Raw genomic sequence first — 19,128 nt, 5'->3', positions numbered from 1 at the left:
GGGGATACGCGCCTTTTTGAATTGTATTTAGACGTTGCTGGGCTAATCGTTGGATTTGGAAGCGCCCGAATCCGGGCGGGAGCCGCCTTCGGGGCGATTGCCCGGCTTGCCTCCGAAGCTTTTGCGCCTCCGGTTCCGGTTCTGCCAACGATTGTCGGGGCGAGCGGCTTCGTTGCGGGAACCCTCGCTGCGTTGGGCCTCATTGCGATAGCCTTCACTGCGGTGGCTGTCGTTGCGAGAGCCTTCGCTACGCTGGTTTTCATTGCGATGACTTTCGTTGCGGGAGCCTTCGCCGCGCGGAGCTTCCTTGCGCGGAGCGTCTGCGCGAAAGCCTTCCTGGCCTTGTCGAGGCGACTCTTTGCGGTTTCCATCGTGACGGGTTCCCTCTCTCGAGGATGCAGCGTCCGGATGGTTCGTCTTATTCCCGCCTCGAAAATGGGGCTTGTTCGAAGCTTGTCCGCTACCCTGGCCCTGCGCCCTGCGCTCGCTTCCTGAAGAACCGTGCGAGCGTCCTTGACGCTGGGAGCCGGATTCCTGCCCGTTCCTCGCCTGGTTTCCCCGACCGGAGAAAGAGGAGCTGCCGAACCCTCTCTGCTCCCTCTCCTGTCCCGAATGGCGTCGTTCCGCTTCGCGGCGTTCCGCATCCGCAGCCGCGCGAGCGACCGCGGAAACGGTGATATTCGGGACGCGAACAGGCCCGCCCGCGCGCTCCTTAAGCGGCCAGCGCAAAATCGGGCCGCTTAAAGCGGCTGCCGTCTCCGCAGCCTGTTCTCCCGTCTCGTTCAGGGCGACGACGACTTCCGCATCTTCCTCCTTGACGATGACCGCATCGGGAGGCAGCGCGTTCATATCCAGCTTGGCCAGCACGAAATGCGCGCAGCCGAAGTTACAGTATTCGTTAATATAATCGACGAAGTTGGAAATCGCGAATTCTTTGTTTGCCCGCGGGTGCCCGTCCCGGTAGAAGCCCCTGAGCCTGAGCTGATTATAGCCCCAATCCCCGACGACGTAATCGAATCGTTCGAGAACTTCGCTATACCTCTCGCGGAATGCTTCGGGATTCCAGCCGTTCTTGTATTCATGGACCAGCGAGTACGCATTGCCTCCTGCCATGAAAATCATGTTACGCTCTCCTTCTGGAGACCGTTCGTTCTCGCCTCCGCGGATTTGACTTGCTCATGCGCATGATACGAGCTGCGTACGAAGGGCGCGGACTCCACGTGGGAGAAGCCCCGCTTCAAACCTTCCTCCTTAAGCGCCGCAAACTCGTCCGGATGAACGTATCTGACGACGTCCAGATGCGACGGGGAAGGCTGCAAATATTGTCCGAGCGTTAAGATGTTGCAATCCACCGCTCGCAAATCGTCCATCGCCTGCAGCACTTCTTCGTAGGTTTCCCCGAGACCGAGCATAATGCTCGATTTCGTTGGAATGTTCGGCTGCATTTCCTTCGCTCTCTGGATGAGTTCCAGGGAACGCGGATACTTGGCCTTCGCCCGCACGCGGTTCGAAAGCCGGGCGACCGTCTCGATGTTATGGTTCAAAATGTCCGGTTTGGCGTCCATTACGATCTGAAGGGAATCCGGGTTGCCCAGAAAATCCGGGATCAGCACCTCGACGCTGCAGAACGGCATTCTCTTGCGGATCGCCTTGATCGTCGCCGCGAAGATCGATGCTCCTCCATCCTTCAGATCGTCCCGCGCCACCGAGGTGACGACGCAGTGCTTAAGCCCCATCTGGTCTGCGGCTTCCGCCACCCGCTCCGGCTCCTGCAAATCAAGCTCGGTAGGCAGCCCGGTTTTGACCGCACAGAAACGGCAAGCCCTCGTACAAATATCCCCAAGTATCATAAAAGTCGCCGTGCGATTCGCCCAGCATTCATATATGTTCGGACAACGCGCCTCTTCGCAAACCGTATGCAGCGTCTTGCTCCTCATTACTTGCTTCAGTTCCTGGTAAGGTTCTCCTGTCGTCAGCTTGATTTTCAGCCATTCGGGTTTGCGCGGTTTTGCGCCGGTCGTCATAGGAATTCCCCTCTTTCTGTCCTCCTTATTATAGCACGATTCGGATAAAAACCAATGATCTGTAAACCATACTTCTTATATAGGCTGAACTAATGGATTTGAAGTCGAGCTCGAGGAGGAGTCATGTTGCTACACGATTGGCGGAGATTCGGCGGCGGCTTCCGTTATGCGCTTATTGCGGCCTTTGTCGGTCTCCTGACGCTGGGAACGAGCGATTACGCGCCCGCCGCTTACGGAGCGGATACGGATCGGCCGTCACTGTCCGACGAATACGCTAAGCGCAGGCGGCTATACGAAGCGATCAGTCTGAGAAGCGGTTTGGAATGGCCATACATCGCGGCCATCGATCAATACGAACGGACGATATCGCAAGCCCATCCGAAAACGAGGCCGCTTCGCCAAGGCGCGGTTGCCGGCGTATACGTTCCGGAAGAACGCTGGAGCGGCGATCTGAACCCGACTAAGGAGGATACGAACCCGGCGTCTATCCGTTTTTTTCGCGGGATCGGTCAAGACGGCTCCGGGGACAAAATCGCGGATCGCGGCAAGGATGAGGATCTGCTCTACTCGGTAGCGGTGCAGGCGTTACAGTACGGTAGCGCGGAGGACGATTTCAGCATCGGTCTGTGGGAGTATTACCATAACACGCGCGCGGTGCAGCGCATAATGCAATTTGCCAAGCTGTACCGGCATTTCAATCGTCTGGACTTGTCCGGACACACCTTTCCTCTACCTCTGAAAAGCACATACTCCTATCGCAGCACTTGGGGCAACAAGCGCGGCTGGGGCGGCAGACGGATCCACGAGGGAACGGATATTTTCGCCGGCCATGGCGTTCCGGTCAGGAGCACCTGCTACGGAATTATCGAAATTAAAGGCTGGAATGCCTACGGAGGCTGGAGAATCGGCATTCGCGACCTGAACAATCTGTATCATTATTACGCACATCTGTCCGGCTTCGACAAAAATATACAAACCGGAGACATCGTGAGTCCCGGGCAAGTAGTCGGCTGGGTCGGCAGCTCCGGCTACGGGCGCCCCGGCACGCAGGGCAAATTCCCTCCGCATCTGCATTACGGCATCTACAGGGACAGAGGTCTCGTTGAATGGGCGTTCGACCCCTACCCGCTTCTGCACCGTTGGGAACGCGAGGAATACAAAATGTTAAAAGGGAAACGTTAAGCCGCGGATTGTTGCGGCTTACCGTCTCCCCTTATTTATCCCTCTTTGCACGAACATTTGCCGGTATCCCTCTCGGTCAGGCTGTAGCTCCGGGGGGCGGCTTTTGTCGGTATCCCGTTCGGTCAGGTGCAGCTAGGGCCGATATTTGTCGGTATCCCGTTCGGTCAGGCAGGCCGATTTATCGGTTCATCCAACCGCCGTCCACGCACAACACGTGGCCGTTCATGTAGTCGGAAGCCGCCGAAGCGAGGAAAACCGCCGGACCGACAAGGTCCTCGTCCGCGCCCCAGCGGCCTGCCGGAATGCGATCGAGAATTTGGCGGCTGCGGACGGGATCGTTGCGAAGCGCTTCCGTATTGTCCGTCGCCATGTAGCCCGGAGCGATCGCGTTCACCTGTACGCCCTTGGGCGCCCATTCGTTGGCGAGCGCCTTGGTCAAACCTGCGACCGCATGCTTGCTAGCTGTGTATCCAGGCACGTTGATGCCGCCCTGGAAGCTGAGCATGGACGCGATGTTGATGATTTTTCCATGTCCCTGTTCAATCATCAGCTCTCCCGCGAGCTGACTTAGGACAAACACGGAGTTGAGGTTGACATCAAGCACTTCCTGCCAGTCGGAATAAGCGTGCTCGATCGCAGGCGCCCGGCGGATAATGCCGGCATTGTTCACAAGAATATCCAAGCCTCCGAACGTTTCGACGGCAGCGTCGATCACGGATGGCAGCTTGCTGCGATCGGCGACGTCGGCTTGCACGATAATCGCTTTGCGGCCGTATGCTTCGGCCTTCGCCTTGGTCTCCTCGGCGGAGGTACGGTTCGTGACGAGCACAAGGTTTGCGCCGACTTCCGCCAAACCTACGGCAATCGCTTGGCCGAGCCCTCTGCCCGCTCCGGTGACGATGGCGGTTTTGCCTGCCAGATCAAATCGGTTTCGTTGATGCGAGTTCAATTTTCACCTTGCCTCCTTCTTCGTAACGGCGGCGAACCTCCTCGGAAAGTCCGTCGTCCGTAATCAGCAGGTCCAAATCCTCCAGAGCGGCGAACGTCTGCAGAGCGGCCCGATCGAACTTGCTATGATCGGCCACTCCGTAAACCTCCTTCGCCCCGGACAAATAAGCCCGCTTCAGATCAAGCAGCTCCCCTGTAAACACCGACAAGCCAAATTTGTCGTGTACGCCCGTTGCCGACAGAAACAGCTTCTGCACGTTCAGACGCGCCAGCCATTCCAGAGCATCGTTGCCGACAAGCACGTTACGGTGACGATAGCCGCCCGGGACTACCAGTCTGATCTGCTCCTTGCCCATCAACTCGCGCATGATCAACAAATCGTTGGTCAGTACAGTCAGGGGCATGTCGGGCAGCATTTTTGCGATCTCAAGCGTTGTACTGCCCGCATCTAGAGCAATCACATCGTCCTGTTGAACGTAGCGCAGCGCATGCGCGGCGATCGCTTCCTTTTCGGGGACGTGCTTCGTATTCGGAATTTGCAGCGGCAGCATCGAACCGGACACATCGGAGCGGCTGACCGCCCCTCCGTGAATCCGCGAGAGCAAGCCCTTCTCCTCAAGCTTCTCCAGATCCTCGCGAATCGTTTTCGGAGTGACCGAAAATCGGTCGCTCAACTCGGACACCTGAATAGTCCCGTTCTCCTGCAGCAATTCCAAAATCAGTTGATGACGCGTTATCGCAAGCATGTATGGGCAGTTCCTCCCGATTAAGCAGTTGCTGCTATTTTAACGCATCCATAGGGACGACATCCATATCCTTAAACGTATAATTTTCCCCCGCCATCGCCCACACGAATGCGTAGCTGCTTGTGCCCGCTCCGGAGTGAATCGACCAGCTTGGAGAAATAATCGCCTGTTCGTTCGCAACGACGATATGACGAGTTTCGTTCGGTTCGCCCATAAAATGGAACACTCTGGCATCGGCATTCATGTCAAAGTACAGATACGCTTCCATGCGACGATCGTGCAAATGCGCAGGCATTGTGTTCCAGACGCTACCCGGTTTGAACAGCGTCACTCCGAGCATCAGTTGGCAGCTTTGCACTCCGTTTTCGTGGATGATCTGATGGATCGTGCGTTCATTGGACGATTCGAGCGAGCCGAGGTTCAGCGTATTCGCTTCTTGCACCGATACTTTGCGCGTCGGGTATGTCGCATGAGCAAGCGCCGAAGTAAAATACACTTTCGCCGGATTGGACGCATTTGCGCTGGACAGAGTCAGGCTGCGCGTACCTTTGCCAACGTAGAGCGTATCCAGCTTGTTCAGCGAATAGCGCTCCCCATCCGCCTCGATGACCGCTTCTCCGCCGCCAACGTGAATAAAGCCGACTTCCCGGCGCTCCAAGAAATACTCCGTCTTCAACACATCGGCCGCTTCAATCGTCAGTGTCGCGTTAACGGGATTCGCTCCTCCGATAATTAAGCGATCGTCGTGCGCGTACACCATTTTAATTTCGTCCGCTTGAAACAGGCTCTCGATCAAGTATTGCTGGCGCAGTCTCGCGGTATCGTAATGCTTGGCGTCGGCCGGGTTCGTCGAATGTCTAATTTCCATGAGTTTGATTACCTCCGAATAAGTTCGTTATCGTTCGAAATCATTATAACACACATTTTCGAACATTTGTGAACACATTTGAACGTATCGTCCCTCTTTAAGCTAAACAGCTCAATCGTCGAGGCACTTTTTTGGCCTACGCTCCCCCATCCGACCACTGTCGAGGCACTTTTTTGGCCTCCGCTCTCTCTCATCCGCCATTTCAACCATAGACATTTTCGCCTCTCCATTTATTTCATCCACAAGCTCATAAAAATGTTGCAAACCCATCTAACGCATGTTATTTTACATGTATATACATAAATGTAACTCCAGTCGTGAAGCACACGCCGCTCCTTCCGGTCAATCGCCGGTTTTGGGCGGTTTTTTGATTTTCTATATCCATGAGAGGTTGTGGATCAATGGAACAGAAAGCGAAAGTAGTTACAGACGAGAAATTTGAGACGGCGTATGGGAAGTGGATGGATGAACAACAAGCGAGGAGTACGAACGAGCGAAGGAAAAGGCTTGCTGAGAAGGACCGCCATGCGGAGAATTTGTTTCTTTATCATGTATGGTGGCTGTCATTCAAAAACTTCGTCGGCTTGAGCGCGGAATATGAGGTGAACGATTTCAAGGATGGACGTCGTTATCTAGATTTTGCCTACCATTCAGTGGGCTTTAAAATCTGCATAGAGATCGATGGCTATGGAACGCATTGGAAGAACATCGATCAACACAAATTTTCCGACCATCTGATTCGCCAAAACCACTTGGTGCTCGACAGTTGGATTGTGTTAAGGTTTTCCTATGATGACGTTCGAGACAGACCTAGGCGTTGCCAGCAAATCGTTCAGCAGCTGTTCGGTAAACTAAGCGGTCTTATTCCCGTTCAGCTAGCCCCTGTGGAGAAAGCTCTCTACGATTTGGCTTGCGGAAGCAACGATCCGATCGCTCCTTCACAAGCAGCGAATCGATTAGGCATCCATCGTAAAACGGCAGCCAAGCATTTGCGTAAACTCAGTGAAAAAGGGATGCTGATGCCGATCGGCTCCAGTCTCAAGGATAAGCCTGCCAGAATCAGTCGCTATCAAGCTGTTTTCGAGGATTTTCATGGGTTCCAGGTTCAATAGTGTTTGGTCAATAACAAGAAAATTTTGGAAAGGGGGACTCGAATGAGAAAATTACTCATCAGCCTTTTCTCCCTGCTGATCCTTTGCCAGTCTGCTTACACCTACGCTCAGTCCCCAAACAGGGACGCGGTTCCGATCATTATTACCCATCAAGATCAGCTTATGGACGTCTCAGCCGATGCCATCATCTATAACAATCATATCATGGTTCCTTTTCGGCCACTTTTCGAAGCTTTCGGAGCGAGAGTATCCTGGATTCCGAGCGAAAAGGCCGCAACCGCAACAAAAGGAAACTTGAGCGTTAAAATCGTTCAATCGAGCCTCGCCGCACAGGTAAACGAAGCAGAGTATACGCAGACGCAAGCTCCTTTCCTGCACAATCGCTCTCTCTACGTCAGTTTGCGTTTTGCCGCCAATGCGTTGGGGCTGAGTCTTAAATACACGCCGAATCCTGTTGTCGTTTCATTATGGCCGAGCGATCCCGCTTCTGGTGATCCCGCATCAGGCGATCCCTCTTCGGGCAACCAGGTTTTGGGCAATCCGGATACGGACAAACCCGATATTGAGAAAATCATTGGAACCGTCTTGAAGCATAAACAAGCCGTTGAAGAGGCAAATGCAATCCAAATCATTTTTTTCGAATATACGGACGAACAGTTTTGGGTTGAAATCAGAAGCTACGGAGACATTGAGAGGACAATTTCGAGTGCAGACGTTCAAGCCATTCAGGACGCGATCTTCCAAGCCGCCGGAACGACGTTCCCGCTAGAGGTCGCCGTTAAGGAATGCTGTACAAGAGATGCGGATATTACTGGAACGGTTAAGGAGGTCGATGTGGAGAAAAAGCGGATACTGATCGCGAATGCGGACAAACAAATCGCATCCTGGGTCACGTTAGCCGAGGATGGAGAATGGTTTGTGAAAGACCAGGACAAATCCGCTCACCCCTTCGACGATTCTCTGATCGGTAAACAAGCAAGCGCGTGGACGTATGGGATAATGCAGCTAACTGATCCTGCTCAAGTCATGGCGGTCAAAATTAAAATAGAATAAACGGCCGTCAGCAAAATCCCCCAACCGGCTCAAGCCGGTTGGGGGATTCGGTGCAATTGAGGCAGTTACTCCGGAGTTCCCTGAGTTACGCCGTGAACATAGGTTTGCCAAGGCGTATCCAGAGCTCCTTGCCCCGGATTGTAGGTAAAGAAGTATTCGACCGTATCGCCGGCTTGCAGATTGTTGACCGGATAGGTGAAGTTGCCGTTGCCCGTCGTCGTCATCGCCACATTAAGCTGTACGCCGTTGTTCACCTTGTAGTGAAGATCGGCGAACGTAGCGCCGTTGACGTAAAACAGCAGATTGTCGCCTGTTTTCTTGAGGCCGCGCACCGAATCGCCGATGACGATCGTGGTCGAAACGACCGTAACGTTACAGACCGCCGTTTTGTTGCCGTCGGCCGTCGTGGCGGTCACGGTTGCCGTGCCAGGAGACACTCCGGTTACGACGCCGTTCTGACTTACGGAAGCGACGCCGGAGTTGGAAACCGTCCAGGTCACCTGCTTATTCGTCGCATTGGACGGAGCTACGGTCGCATTCAGCTGCACGTTCTGACCGACCTGAAGCTGCGCCGTACTCTGATTCAGAGAAACTCCGGTTACCGCAACGTTGCCGGGATTGCCGCCACCACCGTTTTCCTCATAGACGCGCACATAATCGACCTGCATCGTGGCCGGAATATCGCTAGGGTCCGGCGACAGACCGCCGTCGAAATGGCCGCCGACCGCCAAGTTCATGATGATGTAGAACGGCTCGTCGAAGGGGGCGTTCGGATTGTTCGGCGCCGCTACGGAATACCATTGATTCCGGGTCACCTTAAAGAAGAACTTGCCGTCCACATACCATTTGAAATTATCGTCTTCCCAAATCAACGTATAGACGTGAAAATCGTTGGCGAACGTCTGTCCCTGCGGGAAATGATACTCTCCGGCAATGTACCTGTTCACCGGCCATTGTCCGCCGAAGTGCACCGCGCCGCTGGTCGTGCCCGGCAAACGTCCCTTCGCTTCCATCACGTCGATCTCGCCGGATGCCGCCCATGCGCCGTACACCGAATCTTCCGGCAGCATCCACAGCGCCGGCCAAATGCCGTTGCCGGTTGGCAGCTTCGCTCTGAAATCGACCCGGCCGTACTTGAACGAGAAATGATCCTTCGTATTGATTTTCCCGGAGGAATATTGCGCATACCGGTTAGGATCCTGCGGGAATGATTTCGGATCGTTAAGCGCCCGGATGTTCAGCTTGCCGTCTTGCAGGAAGACGTTTTGCGAGCTGTTCGTGTAATGCTGGAGTTCGGCGTTGCCCCAGCCCCAGCTATTCGGATCGTTGCCGATATAATAGCCTTGCTCGTAGTTCCACTTGCCCGCATCGAGCTGGCTGCCGCTGAATTCGTCCTGCCACACCAGCGTCATGCCGGCTATGGCCGGATCGCTTGGCGTGCCGATGTCGATATCCTCCTGATCGGTTTCATCCGGACGGGGAGCGTTCGGATTGCCGATCAGCGTATAGGTGACGTAATTGCTGCCAATGCTTCCGCCGGATTGCCCATTTAACGGATAACCGATCCGAATCTGCATATTTTCCTGAATCGGCTGGAACCACAGTCCGTAAATATAATCGGCCCAATATCCCCACTGATTGGAGGCCGACATATTGTTGTAGCCGTTGCCGGAGTACAGGAAGCCGCTCTGGCTGGAGTTGCCTAGCTCGACCCATTGTCCGCCAATGTTGATCTGATAAACGAAATTGCCCAACTCCGTGCCGATTGGCGCTCCCCCGTCGATTTTGGGCAGCGGAATGCCGATGGCGCCGCTCGCGTCGGCCGAATAGGTCGTTCCGTCATAAGGCGTGAGGGTGTAGGAGTTTCTAACCGGTTCGTTAAAAACGATCGTATAAGTTAAGCTTGCCGAAGAAGTTTTGGAAGCCAGCTTGACATGAATCGATTCCGTTACCGTAAACCAGTAACCGCCTCCGCCGTCCGTGAACTGACCGAAGTTGCTGTCGTAAATCCAGCCGCTGGCCGCATTATTTTCGATGTCGATCCAGGTGCTGCTGTTTACGGGTTTGACATACACCTTCAAATCGTTGGCTACGGCCGCGTAGGGAATGGCCGGGTTGTTGTTGAACACCGGGTAGGTAAAGCCCGCTCCGCCGGTAAAGCCTGCCGTAATCTGCGGCCCCTGGGTCGGAGACATCGCGGTGATCGTCGTTTCGTTGATGTTTTGAAAAGCGAGCGTGTAGTTAAGCGTAACTCCGTTCGCCTTGGAGTAAAGCTGAATCTCCGTCGTGGCTGAGAGAATGAACCAGAAGCCGTTGGCTCCGCCGTCGCTCCAATGTCCCCAATTCTGGTTGTAGACATAACCGCCGACGCTGTCGATATCGACCCAATTGCCGCCCGTCTTCACCTTGACGCCCAGATCGTCGACCACGTCCGCCCAATTCGCGGAGCCTCCGTTGAAGATCGGCATAACAAAGCCGTAGCTGGCCTGGCCTACCCCCGATTTCGAGATGACCGGGCCGTCGGCCGCCGAGAAATAAGCCATAGAAGTAATCGTCGTGCCCGCCGCCTGAACCCGGGATGCCGGCCCACCTGCGCCGACCAACAGAACTGCCACCATCATAAGGGTGAATACCTTCTGCATTAACCGATGCTCCGCATAGCATGCTCTCGTCATTAATTGCCCTCCTTTGTGATCAAGCTTATTCCTTGCGCTTGCGCCGGCGACGCCAGCCGACGACTAGTAAACGCTTACAGACGCTTGTTCCTGCAGGACAATTTCATTCTAACGAATGGCATGCCGGGAGAAAAGGTACAATATTTTGCACTTTAACCCAATATTTTATATCTGTCGTCAGAGCGCCGAGCCGCGACGGTCCGCCTCCCTCTCCTCCTGCTGTTTTATCCGCTGCCGGTACTCCGTCGGTTGTACGCCCATCACGTCGCGGAAAGCCCGAATAAAGCTTTTGTAGCTCTCGTAACCCACCATGGCCGCCACTTCGACGATCTTATGCTCGGTTTCGGCCAGCAGCCGCCGCGCTTTATCCAGTCGGACGTCGCGCAAGTATTCCGCAAAGCCTTTGCCGATATTTTTCTTAAACAGGTTGGAAAAGTAGGCGTAATTCAGCGAGACATGGTTGGACACCATCGCCAGGTCCAACGGCTTATGATAATTCTCGTGGATATAGCGGATCGCTTCGTTCAAGTCCTGAGAATTGCGATAGCTGCACTTGAACTCGTAATAAAATTGATTCAGCCGGAGCAGCTGCTGCTGCAGCGCCTGAATATAATCGCGAATGCCCGGATAATCGAACAGGTTTCGCAGGCAGTCCACATCCAGCGCCTCCTCCCCCATGTACGGGCGGATGACGCGCTCGTACTCCTCCAGCATCTGTACCGTGGCGCGGCACAACTGCTGCGTGTAACGAATCGGATAGCGCTGCAGCACGCTCTTGTGAAAAATTTTAGAGATGCCTTCGGCGATTTGCCCGCTGTTTTGAGCGCCGATCATTTGAAACAGCGCGTATAGTTCCTCGTAGGGCACCTGCCACTGTTGATCCAGCCCTTCGATATCCGCGGGCACAATGCAGCGCTTCTCCGGTAGCAGGTAGCTGTGGCGGTACAGCTCCTGAACCTGCGCATAGGCGTTCGGCAGCTCCTTCAGTCCCGACTGCGGGCCGGATACGGCAGCGATCGCGCCAATCCGCTCGGCCTGAAGCGCGGCGAGCAAAGCACCCGGATCCTCCCCAACCTCCACCGCAAGGATCAGATGCGGACGATGCTGCAGACAGACGCATCCTCGCCTACTGTATATGCGATAAGCGATCGATTCCATGCTGTGCGCGCTGTCCGCTCCCGGCTGGTTGATCCGCAGCTCCTCCCGCAGCAGAATGAGCCGGTATCCGGCCCATAGCTCGGGATTTTGTCCCTCCACCTGGCCGATCCATTCGTCGTCGCCCGCCGCGCCCTGCATAAACATGACCAGCTCTTTCCGATCTGTCTCGCGCGCTCGTCGGGAGATGCGCTTAATGTTGCGAGACAGCTCCTGCCGCGTTATGATTTCCTGCAGGACATGCTCTACCGAAGCTTGCAGGTCCTCCCGCTTCACCGGCTTGAGCAGATAGCCTTTGGCTCCGAGACTAATCGCCTTCTGCGCGTATGCAAAATCGCTGTAGCCGCTAATGATCAGAAAATCGGCCTTAATCCGTTCCTCCTTGGCGCGCGCCATTAGTTCCAGTCCGTCCATGTCCGGCATGCGGATGTCGGTAATGACCAGTTGAATGCTCTCTTGCTTCAACAGTTCGAGCGCCTCGATCCCGTTGCCGGCGCTATGAATGCCGTCAAGCTGCACGGGAAACTGGCTCAGCATCGCTTGCAGCCCGTCGCGTATTTGCTTTTGATCGTCCACGATCAGAACGTTGATCATCCTCTACCACCCCCCAAGGTTGGTATTCTCCCAAGGCAAGCGTATCGTCACGCTTGTAAAGGCACCCTGCACGCTGTCGATCCACAAACCGCAATCTTTGCCGTAGTGAAGCTGCAGACGCTTGTGCACGTTTTCTAAACCCAGCCCGTTCTTGCTTGCCACGATCGGCGTGTCCGCATCGCCCCGCAGCGCGGCCTGCAGACCGGCCAACGTCTGCGGATCGACACCCGTTCCGTCGTCGCGTATTTCTACAATAAGCTGACTTTCGTTTTCCACCTTGACGGAAATTTGGATGGGCACGCCGCCTCCCTTGGGCGCCGCGTGACGAACCGCGTTTTCCACGATCGGCTGCATGCACATCTTCGGAATCGCGTAGCGGAGCACTTCCGGAGGAAGCTCAGCCGTCAGCGTGAAATCTGCGCTCTCCATAAAGTTAATGAATTGAATGTAGCTTTGAATGTTGGCAAGCTCCTCGCCGAGGGCAACCGTGTCGCTGCGCCACTTCATGCTGTAGCGCAGCAGCGAGCCGAGCGACACCAGCGCTTCGGCGATGGCGGGCTGCTTCTGCACCTCCGCCAGCATGCGGATCGACTCTAGCGCATTGTACAGAAAATGCGAGTTGATTTGCGAATGCAGCGAATGCAGCTGCGCGTTTTTGGCAATCAGCTGTTTATCCACCACCTGCGTCATCAGCCGCTTGATTTCGTCCAGCATATTGTTGTAACTGACGGCCACCTCGTCGATCTCGTCGCCGTTTTCGTTCTCCCCGAGCCCGGTATTGATTTTCGCGTCCAGCTGTCCTTGACGAACCTTGCGCATCGAGATCAGCACGCGATCCAGTCGCCGGAAAATACGCCGTGTCGTATGAGATACCAGCAGCAGCATCAGCAGAAGCACACAAGCGGCAATCGCCACCACCCAGACGTACCAACTGCGCGGTCCTTTCATAAGCGCCTGATGAGAAGCGATGTCCACCACATAAGCGTTCAGCGGAGCAATATAGCGGTAGATCGCATAATAGGTTTGATCTCCCTCGGTAATTTTGACGGGGCTTTTCTGCTGCAGCACGTCCAACTGTTGATGTACGCGGCCAAGAATCGTGTCCAACTCGTCCCCGGCATTCTGGGCAAACGAATGCTCCCGATTGTACACGTAGCGGGACGGATTCGTTCCGTCCATCACCACGGAGAAGAAATCCCCCCCGCCCTCCGCCAGCAGATCGCTGAAAAAGGCGCCGTGCTCAACGCGGATTTCCATAATGCTGGGCCGCTTCTGCTGTTGCCCCGGGAGACGCACGAGCCGATAGTAGGACAGCGTATGCTCGCCGTCCTTAAGCGCGAACAGACGGTAGGCCGAACCGCCCTCCTCGCGCAGCGTCACCCAGAAATCCTGAGGCCAGAATTTGTCGTAATGGTAGATTTCAGGCCAGATTTCATACACGTTCGGATTATCGACATAAAAGCTGAGCTCGCTGATCATCTCGTTGCTTTGGATGATGTTATGCATCTGCTCGAACTGATTTTGCCTAAACTTAACGAGACGCAGGCCGTCCCCGCGCATATTCGAATGAATAAAATCCACGAACGCCTTCTGGGTCAGCGCTGTGGAGGAAACGTTTTCAATCATCGCCATTTTGCTGCGCAGCTGCTCGTTTAATCGAGCAACATGGCCGCTGCCTGTCGTCATCGCGTCCTTGTAGAGCTGGTTCTGCTTAATCCCGATAAATAAAAAAGAGATCGCGATGGCCGGGACGGCGATCATAATGCTGAAAGCCAGAAACAGCTTGCGCGAGATCCGAGAATTGCGGTAAATCTTCCTTATTCCAGTCAGCGAAGCCTTCAACTCGATGTCCCTCCCCACCCCCGTAATCGTACCATATAATCCAACCAAGGCGTTAGGGATGCGGGGGAAACGGGCCGCCCCGCAAGCTGTCCGAATCGAAATCGGACAACTCGTATGCGGGACGGCCTCATTTTCTTTGATATTCAGGTTATTGCGCCATTTTAGCTTTGCGAGCGTCCAGCTCGTTTTGACGGTAGGTCATGACCTGCTCGAAGCCGTAATTGTCGCGCTTGGACAGGAAGCTCTCGAAAATTTTATCGAAGGCGGCATCGTCCTTGGCGGTAATCAGCTCAGGAACGACTTCCTCCCAAGTTTGCGCGATCCGCGACCACGATACCGCAACCTCGGAATCGCCGAGCGGGTCCAAACCTTTGTAGATACCGCTGTCGATATCGGCTTGCGCATTGGCGAAGTCTTCCATCTGCTTGATGACAGGAGCTTTCTCCGGACGCCATTGATTGACGATAACCGGGTTGCGCATCATCCAGTACGTATCCATAATGCCGTATTCTTTCTCCAGCTTTTCGATATCGGTATCCAGCAATTGCACCATTTCCGGCTTCAGTGTCGGCTTGTCGCCCACCATATCCCACATCTCGCCTTCTTTGCCGAGGAACAGGTCTCTCTGCCCTTCTTCGCTGGCCAGATAAGTTAAGAAACGGATCGCGCGCTCGGGGCTTTTGGTCGATTTGCTGATCATCGTGACCATCCAGCCGTCCATGTTGCCCGGGAACAGCTTGGCGCTGTCGCCGTTGCTGTTTTGCGGTCCGTCAACCGCGATATAATAGGAATCCGGGTTCTCGCTTGCGGCCAGCATCGGGTTAACCGCCGCCATGCCGTTCCATTCGCGAACCATCATAAAATACCGTCCGTTGTTTGTTTTTTCCTCTACCTGGGTATCGGAATCGACGAGGAAATCGACATTGATCAGTCCGCGCTCGTAGGCGGTACGGAACGTTTTCAGCCATGCGATATAGTTGGGATCGGTCATACGGTCGTATACTTTGCCGTCCTTCTCGTACGGAACGGCCAACAGGTTTTGCAAATACTCGGTCATTCCGTAAGGAACGTTGCCTTGTGCGAAGAACGGACTCATCGGCTGGCCTTTGTACTGGGAGTACTTATCCTTCAGCAATTGCAGCGCGTTCAAGAAACCATCCGGCGTCGACAAGTCCGGGCTGCCCATCTCCTCGTACAAATCCTTGCGCACGAGGAACGTCTGGTTAGCGGCGGTCATACCGGTCTCATGCATCAGATTCGGGCTGTAGGAATCGTTCGGGATGCCATAGGTATTGCCGTTTTCCTGGCGATACCACTTCAGCGTGCCGTCGCCCGCCACCTTGAAGAAATAAGGATCGTACTGGTCCGCCAGCTCGTTCAGGGCATAGACGTGATCGCCTTCCCACAGCTTTTTGACAGCGGTTTCCCAAGAGCCCATGCTGATCAAATCGGGCAGCTTGCCGGAGGTCATCATCAGCGTCATCTGCTCGTTGGCGTCGCCGGAAGGCACTTCGATCTTCACGTTAACGCCCGTCTTCTCGGTAATGTACTTGGAGTTCAAGCTGTCGCCCCAAGTGCGGCCGTACCAGGAAGCGCCTACAAACCAGGTCAGATCGACAGGGCTCGTATCCAGCTTCCATGCGGCCTCGTCGGCAGTAAGCGCCGGAGCGCTCGCCACGCTTGATGCGCTCTCGGACGGCTGCGCGGAGCTCGCGGACGGCTGAGCCGACGGCTTATTTTCACCATTGTCGGACTTCGAGCATGCGGCCAAGCTGAGCGCCAGTACTACCGCTAAAATCAGAGCCATGCCGGGTTGAAATAATTTGCGCTTCATTGCATGTTCATCCTCTCTTTATTGTCATTATATATTTTTGCTTACCCCTTAATCGCGCCGATCATGACCCCTTTGACGAGATAGCGCTGAATAAAGGGATAGAACACCAGAATAGGCAGCGTGGCGACCATCATGGAAGCGAACTTGATGGAGTTGCCCGGCAGCTTCGCGCCGAATTGCGCCATCGCCTGCTGCTGCATAAGCGACATCGAATTTTCCGCAATAATCTTAAACAGGATCGTCTGCATCGGCAAAATGTCCTGAGAACGAATGTAGATCACACCTTGGTAATAATCGTTCCAATGATAGACGGCGGAAAATAACGCGATCGTCGCCAGAACGGCCATACTGTTGGGCAGCACGATTCGGAACAGAACGCCGTAGTCCGAAGCTCCGTCGACTTTGGCCGACTCCTCCAGGCTATCGGGAATCGTGCGGAAGAAGCTGATAAAGATGACCATATTAAAGAAGGAATACATCGCCGGGATGATAAACACCATGAAGTTGTCGTACAGTCCCAGCTTCGTCATCAAGATAAACGTCGGAATCAATCCGCCGGAGAACAGCATCGTGATCAGCGCGATTTTCATGTACACCTTGCGGCCGATCAGGTAAGATTTGCTCAGGCCGTAAGCGACAATGGCCGTAAACAAGACGTGCACGACGGTTCCGAACACCGTACGCAAGATCGTAATGACAAAGCCGTTCATCAGCACTTTGTCGTTAAATACGACGCTGTAGCTGGCCAGCGAGAACTCCTTGGGGAACCAGTTGACCGTGCCCAGCAAAGCTTGCTTGGGCGCATTAAACGAGTTGATGAATACGAACCACATCGGATACAGCGTTGCGAAACAGACGAGAATCATCAGCAAACCGTTGAAGAGATCAAAGACGCCGAAGCGCCCGAATTTCCCCTGCCTTCCCATCGTTCTCCCTCCTTATCAGAAAATGCCTTCGCCGCTTAGTCTTTTGGATGCCGAGTTCGCCATGAACAACAGCGCCAACGCCACGATAGAGCGGGCAAACAGAACGGCCGTCGAGAAGGAGTGGCGACCGGATACGAGACCCATGTTGTACACGTACAGGTCCAGGCTTTCGGCCATCTTCAGGTTCATGTTGTTCTTGAGAATAAAAATTTGGTCGAAGTTGCTGCCGAGCATTCCCGCGACTGCGAGAATAAATAAAATCGCGATAGTCGGGCGTATGCATTGAATCGTAATATGCCACATCCGCTGCCAACGGTTGGCCCCGTCCAGCTCCGCGGCCTCGTACAAGCCCGGGTCGACGCCGGAAATCGCCGCGATATAAATGATTGCGCCCCATCCGGTTTCCTTGAGCGTGTCGGAGAAATACGTAATCCACCAGAAATATTTCGGATCGCTGATGTACAGAATCTCGCGCTCTTGAAAGCCAAGCCCGATCAGGATCTGGTTGATGACGCCGCCCTCGCCCAGCCAGTTCAGCATAATGCCGCCGAAAATCGTCCAGGCAATAAAGTGCGGCAGATACGAAATCGTCTGAACGGTGCGTTTAAAGCGCATGCTGCGAACCTCATTGAGCAGCAGAGCGAACAGCAGCGGAATCGGGAAGCCCAGCGCCAGCTTGATCGCGCTCATCCCCAGCGTATTGCGAATGGAACGCCAGAAGCGCTCATCCGAGGTAAAGGCCTCAAAATGCTTCCATCCGACAAAAGGAGACTGTAGCATCGGCTTGGCAATGCTGTAATCCATGAAAGCAATAATGAGCCAAAACATCGGAATGTAACAAAAAATGAACATCCAGACGATGCCGGGAACGACCATGCTCTGTAATTGCCATTGCCTAAAAAACGCTTTCATCTGTCCAGTTTTATGTTGGCCCATCTTGCCTGCCTCCTTCTCTTCCATCGTAGAAAAATAGACGCGCGAAAAAAAGGCCACTGTTTTTGAAACTATCCCATTTTTTTAGGTTTGTTTGACTCGCCGCGGAAATTCAGTATTCTGGGGATAAACGGAGAGGGGTGTGCGAGTTGAACAAGCTGATTTGGCAGCAGGATTTTACGCAGCAAGGCGCCGACTTGAGCGCATGGAACATTCGGAAGGGGAACGACCTGCTCGACGAAGAGGGCAACGCCATCCAACCGGGCTGGGGCAACGGGGAGCAGCAGTTTTATACGGGAAATTCGGAAAATCTCTATTTGGATGAAAACGGATTGAATTTGCGGGCTTGCCGGGAAACGGTTGTGGCGGAGGACGGCAGGAGCTTCGGGTATACGTCCGTGCGGATGGATACGAAGGACCGCTTCTTCTTCTGCTACGGCAGATTGACCGTTCGGGCCAAGCTGCCCGTGGGACAGGGGCTGTGGCCGGCGATCTGGCTGATGCCTCAGCACCGGGCTTACGGAGATTGGCCCGCTTCCGGGGAGATCGATATGATGGAAGCCAAAGGCCGGTTGCCCGATCATGTCTTCGGGACGCTGCATTACGGCAAAGATTGGGCGAATAAGAAGATCGACGAGTTTTCCTATCGGTTCGACAACGGGGGAACGATTGCTGAGTTCCGCGATTACGTGCTGGAATGGTCGGCCGACTCCATGCGCTGGATCGTCGACGGACACTGCTACGCCGAGCGCCGTCTGGAGCCGGGCGTCATGCCGTTCGACCAACCGTTCTACCTGGTGCTCAACCTCGCGGTAGGCGGCTGGTTCGACAACGTGCCGGTGGACGAATCCGCGCTTCCGGGCGTAATGACGGTTTCGGGGATTTGGGTTCATCAGTAGTTGGTAAGATGCAAAAACAAAACCCGCTCCTCCGGTTGGGAGGGCGGGTTTTGCTGTGTTCATTCTTGCGGACCGACGCTCCTCCGGTGTCTGCAAGTCCGGCCTTCAAACTCCGGTTTATGGAGCGCTTAGCTCGATCCGCGGGGTCTGCTCAGCTCGATCCGCGGGTCCGCTCAGCTTGATCTGCGAAGTCTGCCCAGCTCGATCCGCGGGTCTGCTCAGCTTGATCTGCGAAGTCTGCTCAGGGGAGTAAACGGCATGTTGGTTTAAAGCGGATATTCCGCCTTAAATAGGCATCAAAGCCATTTTCGAGCCGAGTAAGGAGGGTTCTCCGCTT

14 protein-coding genes and 1 pseudogene are annotated in these 19,128 nt (G+C 54.6%); 4 read left to right on the top strand and 11 right to left on the bottom strand.

Annotated elements, in window-relative coordinates; translation table 11 throughout:
* Positions 1-42: 42 nt before the first annotated feature.
* Together DFP98_RS18900 and lipA are read right to left on the bottom strand one after the other, a co-directional pair.
* Complete coding sequence (locus DFP98_RS18900) at positions 43-1,122, bottom strand: YutD-like domain-containing protein (protein WP_116062166.1); 1,080 nt, start codon at positions 1,120-1,122, stop codon at positions 43-45.
* Positions 1,119-2,039 (bottom strand): annotated as a pseudogene (lipA, locus tag DFP98_RS18895) (lipoyl synthase); the annotation flags it as partial. The gene DFP98_RS18900 and the pseudogene lipA, both read right to left, overlap by 4 nt.
* 108 nt (positions 2,040-2,147) lie before the next feature.
* On the opposite strand from lipA, the gene DFP98_RS18890 reads away from it, so the two are divergent.
* The gene (locus tag DFP98_RS18890; protein ID WP_116062164.1) at positions 2,148-3,206 is read left to right on the top strand and encodes a M23 family metallopeptidase; all 1,059 of its coding nucleotides are present in this window, start codon (positions 2,148-2,150) and stop codon (positions 3,204-3,206) included.
* Between the two features lie 178 nt (positions 3,207-3,384).
* Here DFP98_RS18890 and kduD read toward each other — a convergent pair whose 3' ends face one another.
* From kduD to kduI, 3 genes are read right to left on the bottom strand one after another with little or no spacing between them, the layout of a single operon-like run.
* The gene (gene kduD / locus DFP98_RS18885; protein ID WP_116062163.1) at positions 3,385-4,155 is read right to left on the bottom strand and encodes a 2-dehydro-3-deoxy-D-gluconate 5-dehydrogenase KduD; all 771 of its coding nucleotides are present in this window, start codon (positions 4,153-4,155) and stop codon (positions 3,385-3,387) included.
* Positions 4,127-4,900: a DeoR/GlpR family DNA-binding transcription regulator gene (locus tag DFP98_RS18880; RefSeq protein WP_116062162.1), complete on the bottom strand. Its 774-nt coding sequence runs from the start codon at positions 4,898-4,900 to the stop codon at positions 4,127-4,129. The genes kduD and DFP98_RS18880 overlap by 29 nt, the downstream gene beginning before the upstream one ends.
* 34 nt (positions 4,901-4,934) lie before the next feature.
* Complete coding sequence (gene kduI / locus DFP98_RS18875) at positions 4,935-5,768, bottom strand: 5-dehydro-4-deoxy-D-glucuronate isomerase (RefSeq protein ID WP_116062161.1); 834 nt, start codon at positions 5,766-5,768, stop codon at positions 4,935-4,937.
* Between the two features lie 401 nt (positions 5,769-6,169).
* Here kduI and DFP98_RS18870 point away from each other — a divergent pair, with 401 nt between their 5' ends.
* Positions 6,170-6,880, top strand: coding sequence for a winged helix-turn-helix domain-containing protein (locus DFP98_RS18870; RefSeq protein ID WP_181917788.1), 711 nt, complete (start codon positions 6,170-6,172; stop codon positions 6,878-6,880).
* Between the two features lie 42 nt (positions 6,881-6,922).
* Positions 6,923-7,933 (top strand): copper amine oxidase N-terminal domain-containing protein, encoded by a 1,011-nt coding sequence (locus tag DFP98_RS18865; protein ID WP_116062160.1) that lies wholly within the window; start codon positions 6,923-6,925, stop codon positions 7,931-7,933.
* A 65-nt stretch (positions 7,934-7,998) separates the two neighbouring features.
* On the opposite strand, the gene DFP98_RS18860 is transcribed toward DFP98_RS18865, so the two are convergent.
* The 6 genes from DFP98_RS18860 to DFP98_RS18835 form a co-directional block, all read right to left on the bottom strand.
* The gene (locus DFP98_RS18860; RefSeq protein ID WP_116062159.1) at positions 7,999-10,608 is read right to left on the bottom strand and encodes a family 16 glycosylhydrolase; all 2,610 of its coding nucleotides are present in this window, start codon (positions 10,606-10,608) and stop codon (positions 7,999-8,001) included.
* 177 nt (positions 10,609-10,785) lie between these two features.
* On the bottom strand, positions 10,786-12,357 hold the full coding sequence (locus DFP98_RS18855) for a response regulator transcription factor (RefSeq protein ID WP_116062158.1): 1,572 nt from the start codon (positions 12,355-12,357) through the stop codon (positions 10,786-10,788).
* Positions 12,358-12,360: 3 nt separating this feature from the next.
* Entirely contained in the window at positions 12,361-14,199 is a 1,839-nt protein-coding gene (locus DFP98_RS18850) for a sensor histidine kinase (protein WP_116062157.1), read from the bottom strand.
* Between the two features lie 148 nt (positions 14,200-14,347).
* Positions 14,348-16,033, bottom strand: a complete 1,686-nt coding sequence (locus tag DFP98_RS18845) for an extracellular solute-binding protein (RefSeq protein WP_116062156.1) — start codon at positions 16,031-16,033, stop codon at positions 14,348-14,350.
* A 41-nt stretch (positions 16,034-16,074) separates the two neighbouring features.
* Positions 16,075-16,959 carry a carbohydrate ABC transporter permease gene (locus DFP98_RS18840; RefSeq protein ID WP_116062155.1) on the bottom strand — a complete coding sequence of 295 codons (885 nt, stop codon included), beginning with the start codon at positions 16,957-16,959 and terminating at the stop codon, positions 16,075-16,077.
* 15 nt (positions 16,960-16,974) lie between these two features.
* On the bottom strand, positions 16,975-17,895 hold the full coding sequence (locus DFP98_RS18835; protein WP_116062154.1) for an ABC transporter permease: 921 nt from the start codon (positions 17,893-17,895) through the stop codon (positions 16,975-16,977).
* A 146-nt stretch (positions 17,896-18,041) separates the two neighbouring features.
* On the opposite strand from DFP98_RS18835, the gene DFP98_RS18830 reads away from it, so the two are divergent.
* Complete coding sequence (locus DFP98_RS18830) at positions 18,042-18,791, top strand: glycoside hydrolase family 16 protein (RefSeq protein WP_181917787.1); 750 nt, start codon at positions 18,042-18,044, stop codon at positions 18,789-18,791.
* The last annotated feature ends 337 nt before the right edge of the window (positions 18,792-19,128 follow it).

Source organism: Cohnella phaseoli (assembly GCF_003386235.1).
GTDB lineage: Bacteria > Bacillota > Bacilli > Paenibacillales > Paenibacillaceae > Cohnella > Cohnella phaseoli.
Note: the sequence above shows the minus strand (reverse complement) of the source record. Positions and strands in the feature narration are given on the sequence as shown.